The organism is Psychroflexus montanilacus, assembly GCF_020164535.1.
In the GTDB taxonomy this organism is placed as follows: domain Bacteria; phylum Bacteroidota; class Bacteroidia; order Flavobacteriales; family Flavobacteriaceae; genus Psychroflexus; species Psychroflexus montanilacus.
Genome location: NZ_JAIQZC010000003.1, coordinates 84860 through 102153, shown reverse-complemented (window position 1 = coordinate 102153; position 17294 = coordinate 84860). Strand labels below are relative to the sequence as shown.

18 protein-coding genes are annotated in these 17294 nt (G+C 37.7%); 12 read left to right on the top strand and 6 right to left on the bottom strand.

All coding sequences use genetic code 11. From position 1 onward, the window contains the following. The first annotated feature begins 246 nt into the window (after nt 1–246). From LB454_RS09420 to LB454_RS09395, 6 genes are all read left to right on the top strand, one after another. Nucleotides 247–1404: a serine hydrolase domain-containing protein gene (locus LB454_RS09420; protein WP_224464417.1), complete on the top strand. Its 1158-nt coding sequence runs from the start codon at nt 247–249 to the stop codon at nt 1402–1404. A gap of 441 nt (nt 1405–1845) precedes the next feature. After that, complete coding sequence (locus LB454_RS09415) at nt 1846–1995, top strand: hypothetical protein (protein ID WP_224464416.1); 150 nt, start codon at nt 1846–1848, stop codon at nt 1993–1995. Continuing rightward, nucleotides 1995–3278 (top strand): hypothetical protein, encoded by a 1284-nt coding sequence (locus LB454_RS09410; protein WP_224464415.1) that lies wholly within the window; start codon nt 1995–1997, stop codon nt 3276–3278. Before LB454_RS09415 ends, LB454_RS09410 begins: the two co-directional genes overlap by 1 nt. A gap of 45 nt (nt 3279–3323) precedes the next feature. Next, a complete protein-coding gene (locus LB454_RS09405; RefSeq protein ID WP_224464414.1) occupies nt 3324–3911 on the top strand; it encodes a hypothetical protein in 588 nt (195 codons plus the stop codon). Continuing rightward, entirely contained in the window at nt 3908–4486 is a 579-nt protein-coding gene (locus LB454_RS09400; RefSeq protein WP_224464413.1) for a hypothetical protein, read from the top strand. Before LB454_RS09405 ends, LB454_RS09400 begins: the two co-directional genes overlap by 4 nt. A gap of 19 nt (nt 4487–4505) precedes the next feature. Further along, nucleotides 4506–4892 (top strand): hypothetical protein, encoded by a 387-nt coding sequence (locus LB454_RS09395; protein ID WP_224464412.1) that lies wholly within the window; start codon nt 4506–4508, stop codon nt 4890–4892. A gap of 103 nt (nt 4893–4995) precedes the next feature. On the opposite strand, the gene LB454_RS09390 is transcribed toward LB454_RS09395, so the two are convergent. From LB454_RS09390 to LB454_RS09365, 6 genes are all read right to left on the bottom strand, one after another. Next, nucleotides 4996–6588, bottom strand: a complete 1593-nt coding sequence (locus tag LB454_RS09390; RefSeq protein WP_224464411.1) for a 4Fe-4S binding protein — start codon at nt 6586–6588, stop codon at nt 4996–4998. Between the two features lie 60 nt (nt 6589–6648). After that, nucleotides 6649–7938: an NAD(P)/FAD-dependent oxidoreductase gene (locus LB454_RS09385; RefSeq protein ID WP_224464410.1), complete on the bottom strand. Its 1290-nt coding sequence runs from the start codon at nt 7936–7938 to the stop codon at nt 6649–6651. An 84-nt stretch (nt 7939–8022) separates the two neighbouring features. Next, on the bottom strand, nt 8023–8724 hold the full coding sequence (locus LB454_RS09380) for a TIGR04283 family arsenosugar biosynthesis glycosyltransferase (protein ID WP_224464409.1): 702 nt from the start codon (nt 8722–8724) through the stop codon (nt 8023–8025). Nucleotides 8725–8729: 5 nt separating this feature from the next. Beyond that, nucleotides 8730–9458, bottom strand: coding sequence for a DUF547 domain-containing protein (locus LB454_RS09375; protein WP_224464408.1), 729 nt, complete (start codon nt 9456–9458; stop codon nt 8730–8732). Between the two features lie 125 nt (nt 9459–9583). Next, nucleotides 9584–9889, bottom strand: coding sequence for a helix-turn-helix domain-containing protein (locus LB454_RS09370; protein ID WP_224464407.1), 306 nt, complete (start codon nt 9887–9889; stop codon nt 9584–9586). After that, a complete protein-coding gene (locus LB454_RS09365; RefSeq protein ID WP_224464406.1) occupies nt 9873–10220 on the bottom strand; it encodes a type II toxin-antitoxin system RelE/ParE family toxin in 348 nt (115 codons plus the stop codon). The genes LB454_RS09370 and LB454_RS09365 overlap by 17 nt, the downstream gene beginning before the upstream one ends. A gap of 285 nt (nt 10221–10505) precedes the next feature. On the opposite strand from LB454_RS09365, the gene cysQ reads away from it, so the two are divergent. From cysQ to LB454_RS09335, 6 genes are all read left to right on the top strand, one after another. Then, complete coding sequence (gene cysQ, locus LB454_RS09360; RefSeq protein WP_224464405.1) at nt 10506–11306, top strand: 3'(2'),5'-bisphosphate nucleotidase CysQ; 801 nt, start codon at nt 10506–10508, stop codon at nt 11304–11306. Next, a complete protein-coding gene (gene cysC, locus LB454_RS09355; protein ID WP_224464404.1) occupies nt 11303–11896 on the top strand; it encodes an adenylyl-sulfate kinase in 594 nt (197 codons plus the stop codon). Before cysQ ends, cysC begins: the two co-directional genes overlap by 4 nt. A 4-nt stretch (nt 11897–11900) precedes the next feature. Further along, the gene (gene cysD, locus LB454_RS09350; protein WP_224464403.1) at nt 11901–12806 is read left to right on the top strand and encodes a sulfate adenylyltransferase subunit CysD; all 906 of its coding nucleotides are present in this window, start codon (nt 11901–11903) and stop codon (nt 12804–12806) included. A gap of 54 nt (nt 12807–12860) precedes the next feature. Continuing rightward, nucleotides 12861–14117 carry a sulfate adenylyltransferase subunit 1 gene (locus LB454_RS09345; protein WP_224464402.1) on the top strand — a complete coding sequence of 419 codons (1257 nt, stop codon included), beginning with the start codon at nt 12861–12863 and terminating at the stop codon, nt 14115–14117. Between the two features lie 575 nt (nt 14118–14692). Further along, nucleotides 14693–16225: a bifunctional phosphoribosylaminoimidazolecarboxamide formyltransferase/IMP cyclohydrolase gene (purH, locus tag LB454_RS09340; RefSeq protein ID WP_224464401.1), complete on the top strand. Its 1533-nt coding sequence runs from the start codon at nt 14693–14695 to the stop codon at nt 16223–16225. Between the two features lie 34 nt (nt 16226–16259). Next, nucleotides 16260–17288, top strand: coding sequence for a rod shape-determining protein (locus LB454_RS09335; RefSeq protein WP_224464400.1), 1029 nt, complete (start codon nt 16260–16262; stop codon nt 17286–17288). Nucleotides 17289–17294 lie beyond the last annotated feature (6 nt).

Sequence of the window (17294 nt, the reverse complement as noted above, 5' to 3'; positions counted from 1 at the left end):
CATTTCACTTAAAATTAATCAATAATGAAATGCATTTAAAATAAATTAAAGATTGTTTAAGAATAAACTTCTGTTTTTCATAAAAAACTGAAAAAGACTTACACTGAATTATAAACTGTACAGCACCTATGGTCATCATCTCAAAAAACGAAAACTGATTGGTTAAATTTCAGCAAATAGGATTTTCTTATCCGAATTGAGTTTAGGTTTTGATCGATTCCATTATTTTTACTAAAATTTCCTTCAATGAAAACCATCGCTAAACTTTTTGCCTGGACCCTGGGGATCGTCTTGTGTATTGTACTTGGCCTGTACATGACAGGTTATGGTTATGTATTTAAAGGTGTACGTGTGGTGTATATGACAGGGCACGATACGGCCTTTATAGACGATTATCCTTATTTTGATAACCGGACTATCGAGAATGAAACTCCAGACCCACTTCCAAAGCACCCAGACTACAACACCGCTGAGATCCCTCAAAAATTGAAAGAAACTCACGAAACTTACGGGACGGTGAGTTATTTAATTTTTAAGGACGGGAAATTATGGCATGAAGATTATGCAGACGGCTACGGTCCAGAATCCCACACCAATTCCTTTTCTATGGCCAAAAGCATCACCACCTTACTTTTAGGCAAAGCTATAGAAGAAGGCTTTATAGAAAGTTTGGATCAAAAAGTGGTAGACTTTTTTCCAGAATTGAAAGGTGAATTTGCCGAGCAATTGACCGTTGGCGATTTGTCATCGATGGCCTCTGGCCTCAATTGGGATGAGAATTATTATTCGCCTTTTTCGATTACCGCTCAGGCTTATTACGACAAAAATTTACGAGAGTTGATGCTAAGTCTTGCTGTAGATGAGCAACCTGGGCAAGAGTTTAATTACCTCAGCGGAAATACCCAATTGCTGGGGATGGTGATTGAAAAAGCAACAGAGCAACACTTGTCACACTACTTGAGTGAGAAGTTTTGGAAACCTATGGGCATGGAAAACCACGCCTACTGGCAGCTGGATAGCGAAGAAAGCGGTATGGAAAAGACCTATTGCTGCTTGTCTTCCAATGCCCGAGATTTTGCCAGAACAGGACTCCTGGTTTTAAACAAAGGTCTATATAATGGACAGCAACTTTTGAATGAAGACTTCATTGAAAAATGTATCCAACCTAGATTTGAAAAGGATCCAGAATACGGTTATGGCTTTTGGCTGGAGGAAATTGGTGGAAGACCCTTTTTTGTGATGCAAGGCATATTAGGGCAGTACGTAATAGGCGATCCCGAAAAAAATATCTTGATCGTTCGTCTCGGCCACGAAAGGGAATCCAAATCCAATACTGCCGTTTTCCCCGCAGATTTTTACGAGTACCTCAATGGAGCTTATGAGATGATGAGAAAAGGATCTTAATTTTAAAATTTGTAGAAATCTGACTCAGGATAAATTGTTAAATAGTTTAACATTTGGCTTATCTTTTGATGAACTAAAAAATTAACCAGAAATAATTTCACGGTTTTTAGATATATAAAACTCTGTATATCAGTGTTTTATAAGTGAATAATTAAAAAGTACGGTTTTCCCGCACCAATTGTACGGTCGAACCGTAACTCTAAAAGAAATATTAATTTTAGTTTTATAAAAACTAAAATATGTCTCAATGAAATAGAAAAAAGATAAAAAAAAGAGAAAGCTCCTACTAGGTAGAAGCTTCTCCCGTAAAGGCATGAAAACATACACTTCACTGTGCGATGCAAATGTATTGGTTTTTATGAGATTGCTAACTTCTAATTGAGAAGTGTTTTAAATCAGGTAGATTTTATTCTGCCAAAATCAACATTTAAATTTTAAAAAATGAAAAAAATAATCGTAACCCTTGTACTAATATTATTATATTCATGTGAAACTGAAGAATATGATAATAATTTAAAAGTTCCTTCTGAAAATAATGAGTTAAAAGAGTTATCACTATTATTTGGAAATGTACTAAAGACCCAAAAGTGATGAATGAAGTTATTAGTAAAGTTAATGAGTTTGACCCCTATGCCAAATCAATTTCAATCTCACTTCTTCTAAATAATGAATCGAAATTAAGTAATCATGAAAAGAGGATGATTCACGATAAAGAAATAAGAGAAACGAAAAGTGATTTCTTTAAAAACGGTATAATCGAATATTATAAAAACAATTTCGAAGATTTCCCCTTAATCTCCTCAACTTTAAGTAGTGAATCTCTGATGAAAAATGAATTTAACTTAGATGATTATTTGATAGAAAATGAGTTGGAGTTATTTTTCCCATACATGGAAAATTTCGACAATTACGAAGAAAATTATACAATTACTTTTGAAGATGGAAATGAAGAATCAATTCACGAAGGCTATATGTTTAATCCAAACAATCAAGAATATATTTCCGGGATTGATGAAGATTATCTGTTTGACAATCCAACAATAGCCATAATTCCCATCGACGAAGATTATATTGGTGAGATGTTAATGATTACTGATTGTGGAGGTAATCATCAATATTTAGATCCTAATCAGCCTATTGATCAGTTGATGGAATTCTATGGTGACTTATATTCGCAAAATAGCTGTCAGCAACCGATTGTAATAGGACCAATATATGGCGGAGGCGGTGGGCCTACCAATCCACAACCGCCACAAAGAATCAGAATTGCCCAAAATATAAATCCTTACACATTTTTTGGAGATAATGACGTTTTAACAAACTTTTTACCAAAAGCTAGAATAACTACTACTAGTTGGAAAAGAACCTTATCCAAGGCCCATAGAACAAGAATTGCTAGAGCTGGTACAACTATAGGCATCAATCCAAATGGAGAACTTTCAGCAGTAACTGGGGTGTTTTATTTTGATTTTGACATTAGTGCTTCAGATTTAAGGAATAAGAGATGGAAAACTTTAAACATTATGTTTGATCCCAATTGGCATAAAGCAAAAGGTAGTCAACAAATTGTAGTTTGGACAAAAAGAAGAAACAGTAGTACGTCAACTGTTAACGTAAAAAATGAAATTAAAATTGATGGAGAAGGGAATTATACTCCAACCACTTCTTTATCTGTAAATGTAACTGCCGGTAGTGGCAGTAAGGCGATTTTTAGAGGTAATTCAGAATTGGATCGTGATCAAGTTTTAACGACAATTGTAGGAGGATCTGAATATGACAATTCTACAATTAATCACAATAATTTAAATCTATCAGTAAGAAGAGTTGCACAAAAATTTGAATATTTTTTTGATTTCTATTACACAAGTCTTTAACCAAATAAATCTAGCTCTCTAATTAGGGGGCTAGTTCTTTTTTAGATGAAAAACATAACTACTTTAATTTTACTTTTTAGCTTGAACTGTTTCTCACAGTCAGAAAAAATAAATTTTCACGCTGGATTTTCACATTTTGATGATACTGATGGCTACGAAATTGCAACGTCATTTACAAAAGAATTAAATAGATATCTAGATATAGAATTTGGTTTATCTTATGCAAATTCTAGCGATTTTCCAAAAGATTATAGTTTTGGTGACTACCTCAATCAATCTTATTTTTTTTCAAAAAGTTCCATATTTACGCTTCATACGTTATTACATGTGACTTTTGTCAAAACAACCCGTCATAATTTTTCATTTTTTGGTGGTTTAGGCTATATGTTTATTGATTCTGTGGATAATTTAAATACACTTATAGACCAAAATAATTTTATTTTTGAGAGTGATGTAGAATCTGATAGGACCTTTTCAAACCTTATAGGTGTGCGTTATACCTATTTTCTCAATAATTATGGTTTTGGTCTTGACGCGAGGGTTAACAAACCCTTTAGCAGTAATGATGATTTTTTTGGTCAAGACAATTACTGGTCTGTTAATTTATTAATTTCCAAACGCTTTTTAAAATGAAACAATTAATGATCATCTTATTTATTTCTGTTTCTATGTATTCTCAAAATAATGAGAATGTGAAGTTTAGAATGTCCACAGAATATGGATATTACAATAGCACATTCTTTTTAGCAGATAACAATGGGAGCTATCTATCTGGCAGTTTTGGTTACAAGATCAATGAAGAATTTTGGCTCAATTTAGAACTTATTAAAGTTACAAGTACAGGTAATTTTGAGGCATCGCCTCTGTTTTTGAATACTCCTTCAACTTATAATAGTACCATCATAAACCCAAATTTCAGTAAATATTGGCAAATAAGCGATGACTTTACAATTTCAGGATCTATAGGAGGAGCTCTCATTTTTGAGAGGGCTAATGATCCAAAAATAATTTTTGCGGATCAGCAATTTCAAGGGATTGAATTTGAAAATCAAGGTGAATCTTTCAATTTTGGATTATTCTTTTCAGCTGCTTTAATGTATTCAGTTTCAGATTTTATTTATTTGGGAATCAATTTAAAATCTTATTTACCATTATATCTAGACCTTGAATCTTTTATGATAGGTCCCTCAGTTGAAATGCGTTTTTAATTAAATTAAAAAAGAGAAAATGAAACTAAAACTAACAATTCTACTCGTAGGCATATTTTTTATAAGCTGTAGTCAAGACGATGACAAATCCACAGAGGTAAGTGTAAAATCCCTTACTGGCACTTGGCAATTGATTGAACGCTATGATGGTGGTTCACCTCAGCCGAATCAACCCGTGGAAGATGGGTATACAATTGAATTTACAGAGGCTGGCGAATATATCAGGGAAGGCTTTATCAATTGTAACTATCAAGATATTGAATCTGAGTCTGAAATTATAATCATATGTGATAATATAGAACTTATATATAATTACGACTTTTTTGACAATGGTGATTTAGAAGTGTTTCCAAAACCTTCCCCCTGTGATGAAGGTTGTTATGAAAGATTTAGAAAAATAGAATGATTCTGTAAGTTAGATCGATACTTAGAATTTTTAACTAGCTAGATTTTATTAATTTTAAACCTCTTTACCTGAGTAAAAGTAAAGAGGTTTTTTTTATAGAATCCTATTTTTTCTGGTTCTGATTCACCAAATCCATCAGATCCACATCGTTTCCAAGTAAAACCTCTTTAGAATTGATTCGGCCAGCTGGAGTATCGTTTTCCAATTTTAAAACCCCTCTCGGACAGACCGAAGCGCAAATCCCACAACCCACACAAGAGGACCTCACAATGTTTTCTCCTTTTTGGGCGTAAGCTCTTACGTCGATGCCCATTTCGCAATAAGTAGAGCAGTTTCCGCAGGAAATGCACTGTCCACCGTTGGTGGTGATTCTGAATTTAGAAAACAAGCGCTGTTGAAAGCCCAAGATCGCTGCCATCGGGCAACCAAACCTACACCACACGCGGTTACCAAAAATGGGGTAAAAGCCTACTCCAACCACTCCAGAAAATATAGCACCAACCGCAAAACCATAGGTAGAACGCAAGGTTTCGGCTTCAAAGAGAAAAATGTTCCCGCTGATCCCTGTGAAATGCAAACCAATCAAAGCTAGAATCAACACAAAAAAACCAATAGCCGCATACTTGGCGTCCTTTTGCAGTTGTTCTCGTTTATAGATCATCACCCAGGCAAAAACTAACGTAAGTAAACTGGCTACACTTACTAAAAACGCACCTCCCGAAAGCCAGTAGCCGCCGTTATTTAAATAAGAATAGACCACCGCTGTTGTCATGATCACTACAAATACCACGACAGAATGCACCAGCCAGCGCTCCAACTTCCAGGCATTTTGCGATTTATCGCTCAAGTGACGAAAGGGGTCACCAGCGGTTTCAGCCAAACCTCCACAGCCACATACCCAGGAGCAGTACCAGCGTTTGCCGTACTTGTAAGTTAAGATAGGCGTAATCACCAAAATGGAAAGCACCCCAAAAATCAATAAACCTATGCCTACTGAACCCGCGCTAATAAAATCATCGACCCTATATTGCTCAAAATTATAGTAATTCAATGGCCAGATGTTAACCAGATTGTAATAAGGAAGCGAAAAATCATCGTTGTTCAATCTCGCCATTACTTCAGGAATGATGAAAGCAAAACCCAACTGAAAAAACATCACCGAAAAGGTTCTTAATCGTTGGTAACTGTTATGTCGGTATTTCCAAAGGAATTTGATCCCAAATCCTAAAATAGCCAGCGTATACAAAGTTCCGTAAACAAACCACTGGCTGGCTGGGTTGCCGCTCAAGGCTTTGCTCAAGGGATCAAACAAGGCCACAATGCCTGTGTTATCCCCTTCACTGTTTAAGCCCATCCAACTTGGATAAAAGTAAAGTACGATATAGAATCCAGTTAACACTAAACCCAAAATGTAAGCCCAAAATCCGCGGTTGGTCAGCGATTTGAAGTACACCCCATCATTTTTGATGCCTTCTGGCAAGCCTGCATAGCTAGCTTTGGTATACCAGATAATTCCTGCCGCTACCAAAACCAAAGACAGAGTCAGCCATAGAGTTTTGGGTTGAAACCCAACATCAAAGGCTGACAACGTCATGATAAAGATTCCTGCCAAACCCAGGGCGCTGGACAGCTTTTGCTGGACAGACAACGCCTCTGGCGCATTTCCGGTTACCGACATGTTTACGTCTACACTCATGTTTTATCTTTTTATATTATTCTTATCGATTTCAAAACCTGTGAGGTCTGAGTTAACGTCTTATTTATTAAAAGCTTCAAGCATCTCATTTTCATAGCGTTCAAAAAATTCAGGATCAAAATTGGCTTTTTTCAGGTTTCTAATCACCTCATCCACTGTTGCTTTTTGGGTTAACCAATGGTCAAACACCTCATGCCGCATCCGAATGCCAAAGGTATTGATCCCTTTAAAGATTCGGCTATCACTTTCAAAATGAATGTGAATGCACTTTTTACCATCTTCATGCTCCCAGTAAAAATCGGAATGGCCTTCTTCGGGTTGTGGAAATACCCAGCCGTAAGTCTGATACTCAATATCGAAAAACTTAGCCGAATTGAACCAGTGTCCAGGCTTGTACTCCATTGGGTTTCCGCAAAGCGTTTGAGCCAAAGTTTCCCCCATCATTCTTCCCGTATACCATACCGCCTCTACCGGCGGCCGTTTCCCAATAGGTTCACGCTGCTCGGCACAATCACCTATCGCATACACATCACTTGCACTAGTTTCCAGCATCCTGTTCACTAAAACACCACGATTCAGCTCGATAGTGCTGGATTTTAAAAACTCAATATTAGGAGAAACCCCTGGAGTAAGTCCTACCAGGTTGCAGTCCAGAATTTCACCTGTGTCTTGGATTTTGACTGCTTTCACTTTTCCGATTTCATCGGTAATAATTTCATCCAGATTGGTGCTCAATCGGAGATCAATATGATGTTCCCGAATGTGGCGATCGATCAGTTTTGCTTCTTCAACTGGTAAAACATTGTTCCAGAAATGGGCTTCACGCACCAGAAAGGTTACGGGAATATTTCGGGTGGCCAGCATTTCGGCAAGTTCTATCCCAATCAATCCACCGCCTACAATCACAGCGCGTTTACAAACTTGATTATTTGGCGCCCATGCTTCAAGCTGTTCCAGGTCCTGCTTGCTGTACAAGCCAAGAACTCCTTCGGCGTCCTGCCCTGGCCAGCCAAATTTGTTGGGTTTGGACCCGCAGGCAATCACCAGTTTGTCGTAGGAAAAAAGTTCTCCCGAGTCCAGTGTGAGTTGTTTATGTTCAGCATCAATATGCTCGACGTGAGCTTGTTTTAGTTCCAATCTATTTTTACCCCAAAAGTGGTCTTCGTAAGGTTTTAAGTGATTCCATTTCATATGTCCCATATAGACATACATCAAAGCTGTTCTTGAGAAGAAATGTTCACTTTCAGAAGAAATCAAAGTGATGCGTTTATCGGATAATTTGCGCACATGCCTGGCCAGCGTCACGCCAGAAATTCCATTTCCAATGATAACAATATGTTCTTGTTTCAAGCTTCGTAGGTTTTAATTTTACTTTAGTCGGAAGAATAATGCTGAAATTACTAAAGTTTATTCAAAAGTAACCTATCCTGGAGCTTAAGTCGCCGTATTATTGATATGCTTTTCATAAAATCTATAAAGTTCTTCTGAAGAAGCGCCCGACCATTTTTTGAAATAAATACCCCAAAACAGCAGCTGCAATTTCAAGATGCCTTTTTCTTTGAAGCGTCTGGCCGAAGTTGAGATCCAGCTTGGAATAACGTCAAAATCGGTATGTTCGTAGATGGGTTTCAAAATTTCGTGGTCTTCATAAATCAAAAATTCCTCGTTGTAGCCGCCAATCTTTTCAAAAAGAGATTTGGTCACAAACAGACTTTGGTCGCCACCTCTGCAGGACCGAGCTTTGAATTTAGTGAGCCAGCTTATAAACTTCAGCCACGGATGCTGGCTTCTAAATTTCATTTTAAAACAACCTGCTTCGTGTCCGTTTTGCACAGAAGTTACAATCAATTCATCAAAATCCTGGGGAGGAAACGAATCGATGTGGAGGAAGTACAAAATCTTTCCTTTTGCTTTTTGAGCGCCAAAATTCATTTGTTTAGGTCTTCCTTTTGGGCTCATAAAAACCTGCACGCCTTCAACGGATTTGGCTTTGGTCACCGTTGCATCTTGACTACCGCCATCAATAACCAATAATTCATCTACAAGTGAGGATGAGCTTATTTTCTTCTGAATGTGCCTTAAGTTAACCTCTATGACTTCGGCTTCGTTATAAACGGGGATGATGATACTGATCATTCAGTTTATTTTTCGTTCAGTTTCCAGGAATACGACAAGTAATTAATGGAGGCATTTTCACTGATGTTTTGTTTAGAATACCTGTTGATGAAATCAATGATGGACTTGCCATCGGTTTCAAAATCTGAAGCATACCACTTGAAAATTTTAGAAAGTTCCAGTTTGTTGTTAGATAGTTTATTTTTGTCGGAGTTTACAAAGGATCTGGCTGCAGCTTCCAGTTGCTTGTCGAGTTGGGAGGCTAGATAAGCTTCATTGACGAGTTTTGGACAGGATTCTGAAGCGCAATTCACCGCAAAATGTACTCTGGGGTCACCCATTTTCAGCAACATACCTTTCTCAATATCGTCGAGCGAATAGGCTTTCCCGCCTAGTTTTGCAAATTCTGTACTGAAAGGGTTATTAAAAAGTCCCCCTATTTTTCTGATGCTTTCTACTGGATAATTGTCGATGATCAATTTCACCGTAAATGCGTTATAGGCATTGATGAGGTAGGCTTTCTTTTCATTGGTGGTCCAGGAATCCTGAGGCGGATTCTCGTTCAACAAATCTAAATAGGCATCGAGCTGGGCTTGATTTTTTTGAAAAGCTTTGTAATCCACATCCCCATTCTTGTCGACGTGAGCTTGCAAAAGCTGGTTCCACTGCTTGTGTTGATGAATTTCCTGGGCGTGTAAGCAAGTTATACTCATCATCAAAAAGCAAACTAAAATGATAGGCAAGTAGATTCTCATTAGGTTTTAGTTTATGTACGTTTTAATGTCCTTATTGGATTTTATCTAGTCGTCATAAAAATCAAAGGATTACGGTGTAATTCTAAAAGGAGACTTGTAACTGCTTCAATTTATACTAAAGTGTATTAAATTTTGATATTGAGCTCGAGTTGCCCACCAAAACCAAGCTCAACGATCTTTTGAAGTGTCGAAATTCGAGCTTCTTTAAGGTTATTCTCTATTTTTGAAATGTAAGATTTTGTTGTTCCTACTTTTTCGGCAAGTTGCTCTTGAGTCATTCCCATTTCCAATCGTTTGTCATGAATTAAAGCCCCTATTTTAAAGGCTTCATAACCTGCCTCAAGTTCCTTACGTTTTATACTGCCGTGTTTACCATAATTCTGTTCTTTAAATTCTTCTAGGCTAGTTAAGTTTTTATTTTTCGTTTTCATATTCATTTTTTATTTGGATTGCTTTCTTAATTTCTTTAGTGGGTGTCTTTTGAGTTTTCTTTTGAAACCCATTTGCTAAAACGATCAACAGTCCTTTATCAAAAAAGCAGAAAATTCTAAAAATATTACCACCCATTTGAACACGGATTTCATATAAGCCATCTGTCGTTTCAATATGTTTGAGATAAGTTTCAGGAACTCTTTTCAATTCTTCAATCAAGTCAAAAGTCCAAATAATTTTAGCTTTTACTTTCTCGTTTTGTTTTGAAAAGAAATCCTGAAAGTACGTTTTATAAAATACAATTTTCCTGTGCTTCTCTCTAGTATGCATCTGAGTAACAAATAAAATCAAATATAAGAAAGTTTCCCTTTAGTGAAACAAATAAACTTTTAATTTCATCCCAACCTTAATCAGTGGAATTCTAAAAACTAATCCAACTTGTAACACATTCAGAATAAATTTAACAGCAAAATAATTTGATTCCAATTTGATTAGTCTACTAAATTGGTAGAAATTATATACTTTTGAAAATTATTTCAACTTTGAGAAGTAGCTAAACAGAATTTTACAGTCTAACTATTTGACTATCAACGTTTATAAGACGAACCTTGCTTTATGAATGAAAACCAATTAAAAGCCATAGAAGCTTCCATAAAAGCTGGCGACGCCATCATAGAAATTTACAAAGAAGATTTCGATGTGGAATATAAAGAGGATACTTCTCCTCTCACGCAAGCCGATAAAAATGCGAATGCCGTCATTATGTCTTTTTTGGAAACGACTTCGATTCCTATTATAAGTGAAGAGAATAAGGAAATTGACTACTCAGAAAGAAAGTCCTGGACTCAATGCTGGATTGTAGACCCGCTGGATGGCACCAAGGAGTTTGTAAAGAAAAACGGTGAATTCACCGTAAACATTGCGTTGATAGATCATCAACAACCTGTGTTTGGAGTCATTTACGTGCCTGCACAACGTCTGCTTTATGTGGGCGATGTGGAGTCTCAGAAAGCCTTTAAAGTTGAAGTTCCTTCTGGTGAACCACAGGTAGAGAAACTTTTGAAAGCAGCAACACTTCTAGAGCCAAGTAAAGATTCAAATCCCCTTAGAGTAGTTGGAAGTCGTTCCCACATGAATCAGGATACGCTGGATTATGTTGATGGATTAAAAGATAAGTATCAAAAATCTGTAGACATTGTCTCTAAGGGAAGTTCGCTGAAATTTTGCCTTGTTGCAGAAGGAAATGCAGATGTCTATCCGCGTTACGCGCCTACTATGGAATGGGACACAGCTGCAGGGCAAGCCATTTGTAAAGCTGTTGGGCTGGAAGTGATTAGCCTGGATACTGGGAAAGAAATGCTTTACAACCGAGAAAATTTATTGAATGGGTATTTTCATGTAAAAACTGAATTATGAGCGAAAACATCGTCATCCACGATTACGACATTTCCAGATCCAAACGGAATAAAGTGAATGGACACGAGTCTTTTGTGCTTTGGTTTACAGGCTTATCTGGCTCCGGAAAATCTACCATCGCCAATAAAGTAGAAGAAGAATTGTTTTATAAAGGCATAAGCACTTATGCTTTGGATGGAGATAACATCCGTAGCGGCATCAATAAAGGACTTGGGTTTACCAAAGAAGACCGTCTAGAAAATCTAAGGCGTATCGCCGAAGTTGGAAAACTGTTTGTAGACGCAGGTATTGTGACCATTGCTGCTTTTGTTTCACCTTTGATTTCAGATCGCGATCAGGTTAAGCAAATTGTAGGAGAAAACGATCTGATTGAAATTTTCGTTGACACGTCCTTAGAAGAATGCGAAAAACGAGACGTTAAAGGTCTTTACAAAAAAGCCCGAGCTGGAGAAATAAAGAATTTTACAGGAATAGATGCACCTTACGAAGCCCCCGAAAAACCTGAAATTCACATCCAAACCGAAACTACTGAAGTGGACCAAGCTGTCCAACTCATCATTAATTATTTAGAAGAATCACATAGAATATAAGTTCATGAGCACGTATTATTTAAATTATTTAGAAGAACTCGAGTCTGAAGCCATTTTTATCTTGAGAGAAGTTTGGGCTCAATTTCAAAATCCAGTTATTTTATTTTCTGGAGGAAAAGATTCCATTTTGGTGACGCATTTAGCCAAAAAAGCCTTTCATCCAGCAAAAATTCCTTTTGCCCTGATGCATGTGGATACAGGACATAATTTTCCTGAAGCGATTCAGTTTAGAGATGATATCGTTGAAAAGCTTGGCGTGAACTTAATTGTAGGATCGGTTCAAAAATCGATTGATGACGGCCGTGTTGCTGAGGAGAAAGGAAAAAACGCGACCAGAAATGCCTTGCAAATTACTACCCTTCTAGACACCATCGAAGAACATAAAATCGATTGTGCGATTGGCGGAGGACGTAGAGATGAAGAGAAAGCCAGAGCTAAAGAGCGGTTTTTCTCTCACAGAGATGAGTTTGGGCAATGGGATCCAAAAAACCAGCGCCCGGAATTATGGAACCTGCTGAACGGAAAATACTTTGAAGGCGAACATTTCCGTGCGTTTCCCATCAGTAACTGGACCGAAATGGATGTTTGGAATTACTTAACCAAAGAAAACATTGAAATTCCTTCTTTATACCTGGCTCACGAACGTGAAGTTGTGAAAAGGAATGGCTCGTGGATTCCAAATTCAGAATATTTGGTTCTGGAACCTAACGAAGAGATTGTTAAAAAGAAAATTCGTTTTAGAACTTTGGGAGACATTACCATCACTGGTGGAATAGAATCTGACGCCGATACCATGGAAAAAATCGTGGAAGAAGTGTCGACCATGAGAGAAACCGAACGCGGTAACCGCAGTGACGATAAACGTTCTGAAACCGCTATGGAAGACCGTAAAAAAGATGGATACTTCTAGACTTTATCTTGAAAGCAATATTTAAAATCTGATTACAAAAAACTGACGCATACGATGAAAATAGATAAAAACCAACTGCTGAGATTCACTACTGCCGGTAGCGTAGATGATGGAAAAAGTACACTTATAGGACGCTTACTTTTTGACTCCAAATCCATTTTTGAAGATCAGCTTGCCGCTGTAGAAAATTCAAGCAAGCAAAAAGGGATTGATGGTGTAGATCTTGCCATGTTTACCGACGGCCTTAAGGATGAACGCGAACAGGGCATTACCATAGATGTAGCCTACAGATATTTCACCACACCTAAACGTAAATTCATCATTGCCGATACACCTGGTCATATTCAGTATACCAGAAATATGGTCACCGGAGCTTCCACAGCCAATGCAGCGGTTGTGCTTATCGATGCCAGACATGGCGTGATTGAGCAGACCAAAAGACATACCTTTATCGCTTCTTTATTGAATATTCCACACATCATCGTTTGCATCAATAAGATGGACTTGGTGGATTATTCTGAAGAAACCTTCAATAGTATAGTTGAACAGTTTGAGGAGTTTTCTTCAAAATTGCTGATCAAGGATGTACGCTATATCCCGATAAGTGCTTTGAATGGCGACAATGTGGTGAACCGCTCAGAACACATGTCCTGGTTCCAAGGCTCGCCAATGCTACACGAACTGGAAACGCTCCACATCAGTAGTGATATCAATAAAGTGGATGCGAGATTTCCAGTACAAACTGTGCTTAGACCTCAACGCAAAGGCTATGAAGATTACAGAGGTTATGCTGGTAGAATTGCCAGCGGTATCTACAGAGTGGGAGATGAAGTTTCTGTCTTGCCATCCGGTTTCAATTCAAAAATTAAAACGATAAACGCAGGAGAAAAGGAAGTAGAAGAAGCTTTTGCACCTATGTCTGTCGCTATGACTTTACAAGACGATATTGACATCAGTCGTGGAGATATGATTGTAAAGGTAAACAACCAGCCTGAACTTTCTCAGGAATTTGATGTGATGCTATGCTGGCTGAATAACTCTCCCGTCAAGCCAAGAACCAAGTACACCATCATGCATACGTCCAATGAACAAAAGGCTGTAATTAAGGACGTGGTTTATAAAATGGACGTCAACACCTTCAAAAGAAATGAAGAAGACAAAGATTTAAAAATGAATGATATCGCCAGAGTAAAACTAAAAACCTCACATCGCCTAATGCTGGATAGCTACAGGGATAATAGAAATACAGGAAGTATCATTTTGGTAGACGAATCCACCAAAGAAACGGTTGCTGCGGGAATGATTGTGTAATTGATTAAGGTTTTTTAAAAATAATCTCAAAACCCTTTAAACGGTTAATTTGAGTTCAACTTTAACATAGCCTGCGGTTTAAACCGTGGGCTATATTTTTATCTTTTTATCCAAAATAGTTTTAACTAGGAGTAGATTATCTTGGTCTATTGTGTGACGACTTCAAAACGCATTGTCATCGTAAACTTGTTTCAGGATCTTTACTTTTCCGGAAGCCTGTATAGCTTCAGGTGAACGAAAGTATAAAAAAATCATCATAGGTTTAAGTTGTCTTTCCCAAGCGATCCCAACATTTAATTTAACTTGAAAGGTGAGGCTTATGGTCTACAAGGTTTTAGGCTAACGACGGCAAAATCAGAAAAAATCTAGAGAAACAGTAGTGGATTTTGGCGTGAGGAATTTGATGTTAAAAAGTTATTTCAAGAGTTAATATTGAAATCAGATGCTGAAACGAGTTCAGCATGACACCACCTATTGGTTTTAGGGATTATTTTTTTATAAATAATTGAGACACAACAATTAGTTATTTCTTAACAAAGCCCTACTTTTGCAGCATCTAAAAAAGAATCCCAAAAATGGCTCAAGAAAAAGGAATCAAATCTGCATTAATCTCTGTATTTCACAAAGAAGGTTTAGAACCCATCGTCAAGACCTTAAATGATTTAGGTGTCAAAATTTATTCAACTGGAGGCACTGAAAAATTCATAAAGGACCTTGGAATCAATGTTATTCCTGTGGAAGATATTACCTCTTATCCATCCATTCTTGGAGGACGGGTCAAAACCCTTCACCCTAAAGTTTTTGGAGGGATTTTGAACAGAGCCGACAATGCTCAGGATCAAGAAGAACTAAAGTCTTACGACATTCCACAAATCGATTTGGTTATCGTTGATTTATATCCCTTTGAAGATACCGTAGCTTCTGGAGCAAACGAACAAGACATCATCGAAAAAATAGACATTGGTGGGATTTCTCTCATTAGAGCGGCTGCCAAAAACTTTAAAGATGTACTTTGCGTATCTTCCAGAGCAGATTATGCTCCACTTTTGGATATTCTAAAAGCTTCCAAAGGAAGCGTAAACCTTTCTGAGCGAAAGCATTTTGCGGCTAAAGCTTTTCAGGTCTCTTCTCATTATGACACTGCCATTTTCAATTATTTCAATACAACCGAAAAACTGCCATCTCACAAACAAAGCTTCGAGAAGGGTATTGAACTTCGTTACGGTGAAAACCCACATCAGCAAGGCTTTTTCTTTGGTGATTTTGATAAGGTCTTCAATAAATTACATGGTAAAGAATTATCCTACAACAACTTACTGGATGTAGATGCAGCAGTGAATTTAATGTCGGAGTTCACAGGTGAAGCCCCAACATTTGCAATTTTAAAACATAACAATGCCTGCGGTTTGGCTCAGCGAGATAGCATACATCAAGCTTATGTAGATGCCTTGGCTGGAGATCCAGTGTCGGCATTTGGCGGTATATTAATTTCCAATTCTGAACTAGACAAGGCAACGGCTGAAGAAATTCATAACCTGTTTTGTGAGGTGGTGATCGCTCCAGGTTTTAGCGATGAAGCCTTGGAAATTCTGACTAAAAAGAAAAACAGAATACTTTTGGTTCAAAAGGTATTTCAATTTTCAGAAAAAACCGTGAGAACTTGCCTCAATGGCGTTTTGGTTCAGGACAAAGATGCAAAAACAGATGCCGTCGAAGATTTAAAGACAGCTACAAAACTATCACCTAGTGATACTCAAGTAGACGATTTACTTTTTGCTTCCAAAATCTGCAAACACACCAAGTCCAACACTATTGTGCTTGCAAAAGATAAGCAATTGCTGGCAAGTGGAACAGGACAAACCTCAAGAGTTGATGCTTTAAATCACGCTATTGAAAAAGCCTTAAATTTCAAGTTTGATTTGAAAAACTCTGTGATGGCCAGCGATGCCTTCTTCCCATTTCCTGATTGTGTAGAAATTGCAGGTAATGCTGGAATCACTTCGGTAATCCAGCCTGGTGGTTCTATTAAGGACCAATTAAGTATTGATTATTGCAACGAAAATAATATTTCTATGGTGATGACAGGAACGCGTCATTTTAAGCATTAATTAATTAACTTTATCCTCTTCAAATACATAACGCATGGGATTTTTTGATTTTCTTACCGAAGATATAGCCATAGATTTGGGAACTGCCAACACGCTGATCATTCATAATGACAAAGTAGTTGTAGACAGTCCTTCTATAGTCGCTAGAAACCGATTGACAGGTAAAATTATAGCTGTAGGGAAAGAAGCTGCGATGATGCAGGGAAAGACTCATGAGAATATAAAAACCATTCGCCCGTTGAAAGACGGCGTTATTGCAGATTTTGATGCCAGTGAGCAAATGATCAGCATGTTCATCAAGGAAATTCCAGCGCTTAAAAAACGCTTATTCACGCCTTCCCTTCGCATGGTCATCTGTATTCCAAGTGGAATTACTGAAGTGGAGATGCGAGCCGTAAAAGATTCTGCGGAACGCGTCAACGGCAAAGAAGTGTATTTGATTCACGAACCTATGGCAGCAGCTATTGGTATTGGCGTAGACATCATGCAGCCAAAAGGAAATATGATTGTAGATATAGGTGGTGGTACAACAGAAATCGCTGTTATCGCTCTTGGCGGTATCGTTTGTGATAAATCTGTGAAAATTGCTGGTGATGTCTTTACCAACGATATCATTTACTTCATGAGAACTCAGCACAACCTTTTTATAGGAGAACGTACTGCTGAAAAAATTAAAATTCAAATTGGTTCTGCGACTGAAGATCTGGAAACAGCTCCGGAAGACATGAGTGTACAGGGTCGTGACCTGTTGACAGGAAAACCAAAACAAGTTGAGATTTCCTTTAGAGAAATTGCAAAAGCACTCGATAAGTCTATCCTCAGAATAGAAGATGCGGTGATGGAAACTCTATCACAAACTCCTCCAGAATTGGCAGCAGATATTTACAATACAGGGATTTACCTTGCAGGTGGTGGCTCGATGCTAAGAGGACTGGACAAGCGTTTGTCTCAAAAAACCGATCTCCCCGTGTATATTGCTGAAGATCCGCTAAGAGCTATCGTAAGAGGAACTGGAATTACCCTTAAAGATTTAGAGAGATATAAAGCCGTCCTTCTAAAATAGAGCTAA

What these genes read in the sequence shown, in the direction of transcription:
- cysC (WP_224464404.1), top strand. Translation starts at nt 11,303, where the DNA reads ATGAGCGAAAACATCGTCATCCACGATTACGACATTTCCAGATCCAAA.
- LB454_RS09410 (WP_224464415.1), top strand. Translation starts at nt 1,995, where the DNA reads ATGAATGAAGTTATTAGTAAAGTTAATGAGTTTGACCCCTATGCCAAA.
- cysQ (WP_224464405.1), top strand. Translation starts at nt 10,506, where the DNA reads ATGAATGAAAACCAATTAAAAGCCATAGAAGCTTCCATAAAAGCTGGC.
- LB454_RS09375 (WP_224464408.1), bottom strand. Translation starts at nt 9,458, where the DNA reads ATGAGAATCTACTTGCCTATCATTTTAGTTTGCTTTTTGATGATGAGT.
- LB454_RS09345 (WP_224464402.1), top strand. Translation starts at nt 12,861, where the DNA reads ATGAAAATAGATAAAAACCAACTGCTGAGATTCACTACTGCCGGTAGC.
- LB454_RS09400 (WP_224464413.1), top strand. Translation starts at nt 3,908, where the DNA reads ATGAAACAATTAATGATCATCTTATTTATTTCTGTTTCTATGTATTCT.
- LB454_RS09395 (WP_224464412.1), top strand. Translation starts at nt 4,506, where the DNA reads ATGAAACTAAAACTAACAATTCTACTCGTAGGCATATTTTTTATAAGC.
- LB454_RS09365 (WP_224464406.1), bottom strand. Translation starts at nt 10,220, where the DNA reads ATGCATACTAGAGAGAAGCACAGGAAAATTGTATTTTATAAAACGTAC.
- LB454_RS09370 (WP_224464407.1), bottom strand. Translation starts at nt 9,889, where the DNA reads ATGAAAACGAAAAATAAAAACTTAACTAGCCTAGAAGAATTTAAAGAA.
- LB454_RS09415 (WP_224464416.1), top strand. Translation starts at nt 1,846, where the DNA reads ATGAAAAAAATAATCGTAACCCTTGTACTAATATTATTATATTCATGT.
- LB454_RS09420 (WP_224464417.1), top strand. Translation starts at nt 247, where the DNA reads ATGAAAACCATCGCTAAACTTTTTGCCTGGACCCTGGGGATCGTCTTG.
- LB454_RS09380 (WP_224464409.1), bottom strand. Translation starts at nt 8,724, where the DNA reads ATGATCAGTATCATCATCCCCGTTTATAACGAAGCCGAAGTCATAGAG.
- LB454_RS09405 (WP_224464414.1), top strand. Translation starts at nt 3,324, where the DNA reads ATGAAAAACATAACTACTTTAATTTTACTTTTTAGCTTGAACTGTTTC.
- purH (WP_224464401.1), top strand. Translation starts at nt 14,693, where the DNA reads ATGGCTCAAGAAAAAGGAATCAAATCTGCATTAATCTCTGTATTTCAC.
- LB454_RS09335 (WP_224464400.1), top strand. Translation starts at nt 16,260, where the DNA reads ATGGGATTTTTTGATTTTCTTACCGAAGATATAGCCATAGATTTGGGA.
- cysD (WP_224464403.1), top strand. Translation starts at nt 11,901, where the DNA reads ATGAGCACGTATTATTTAAATTATTTAGAAGAACTCGAGTCTGAAGCC.
- LB454_RS09390 (WP_224464411.1), bottom strand. Translation starts at nt 6,588, where the DNA reads ATGAGTGTAGACGTAAACATGTCGGTAACCGGAAATGCGCCAGAGGCG.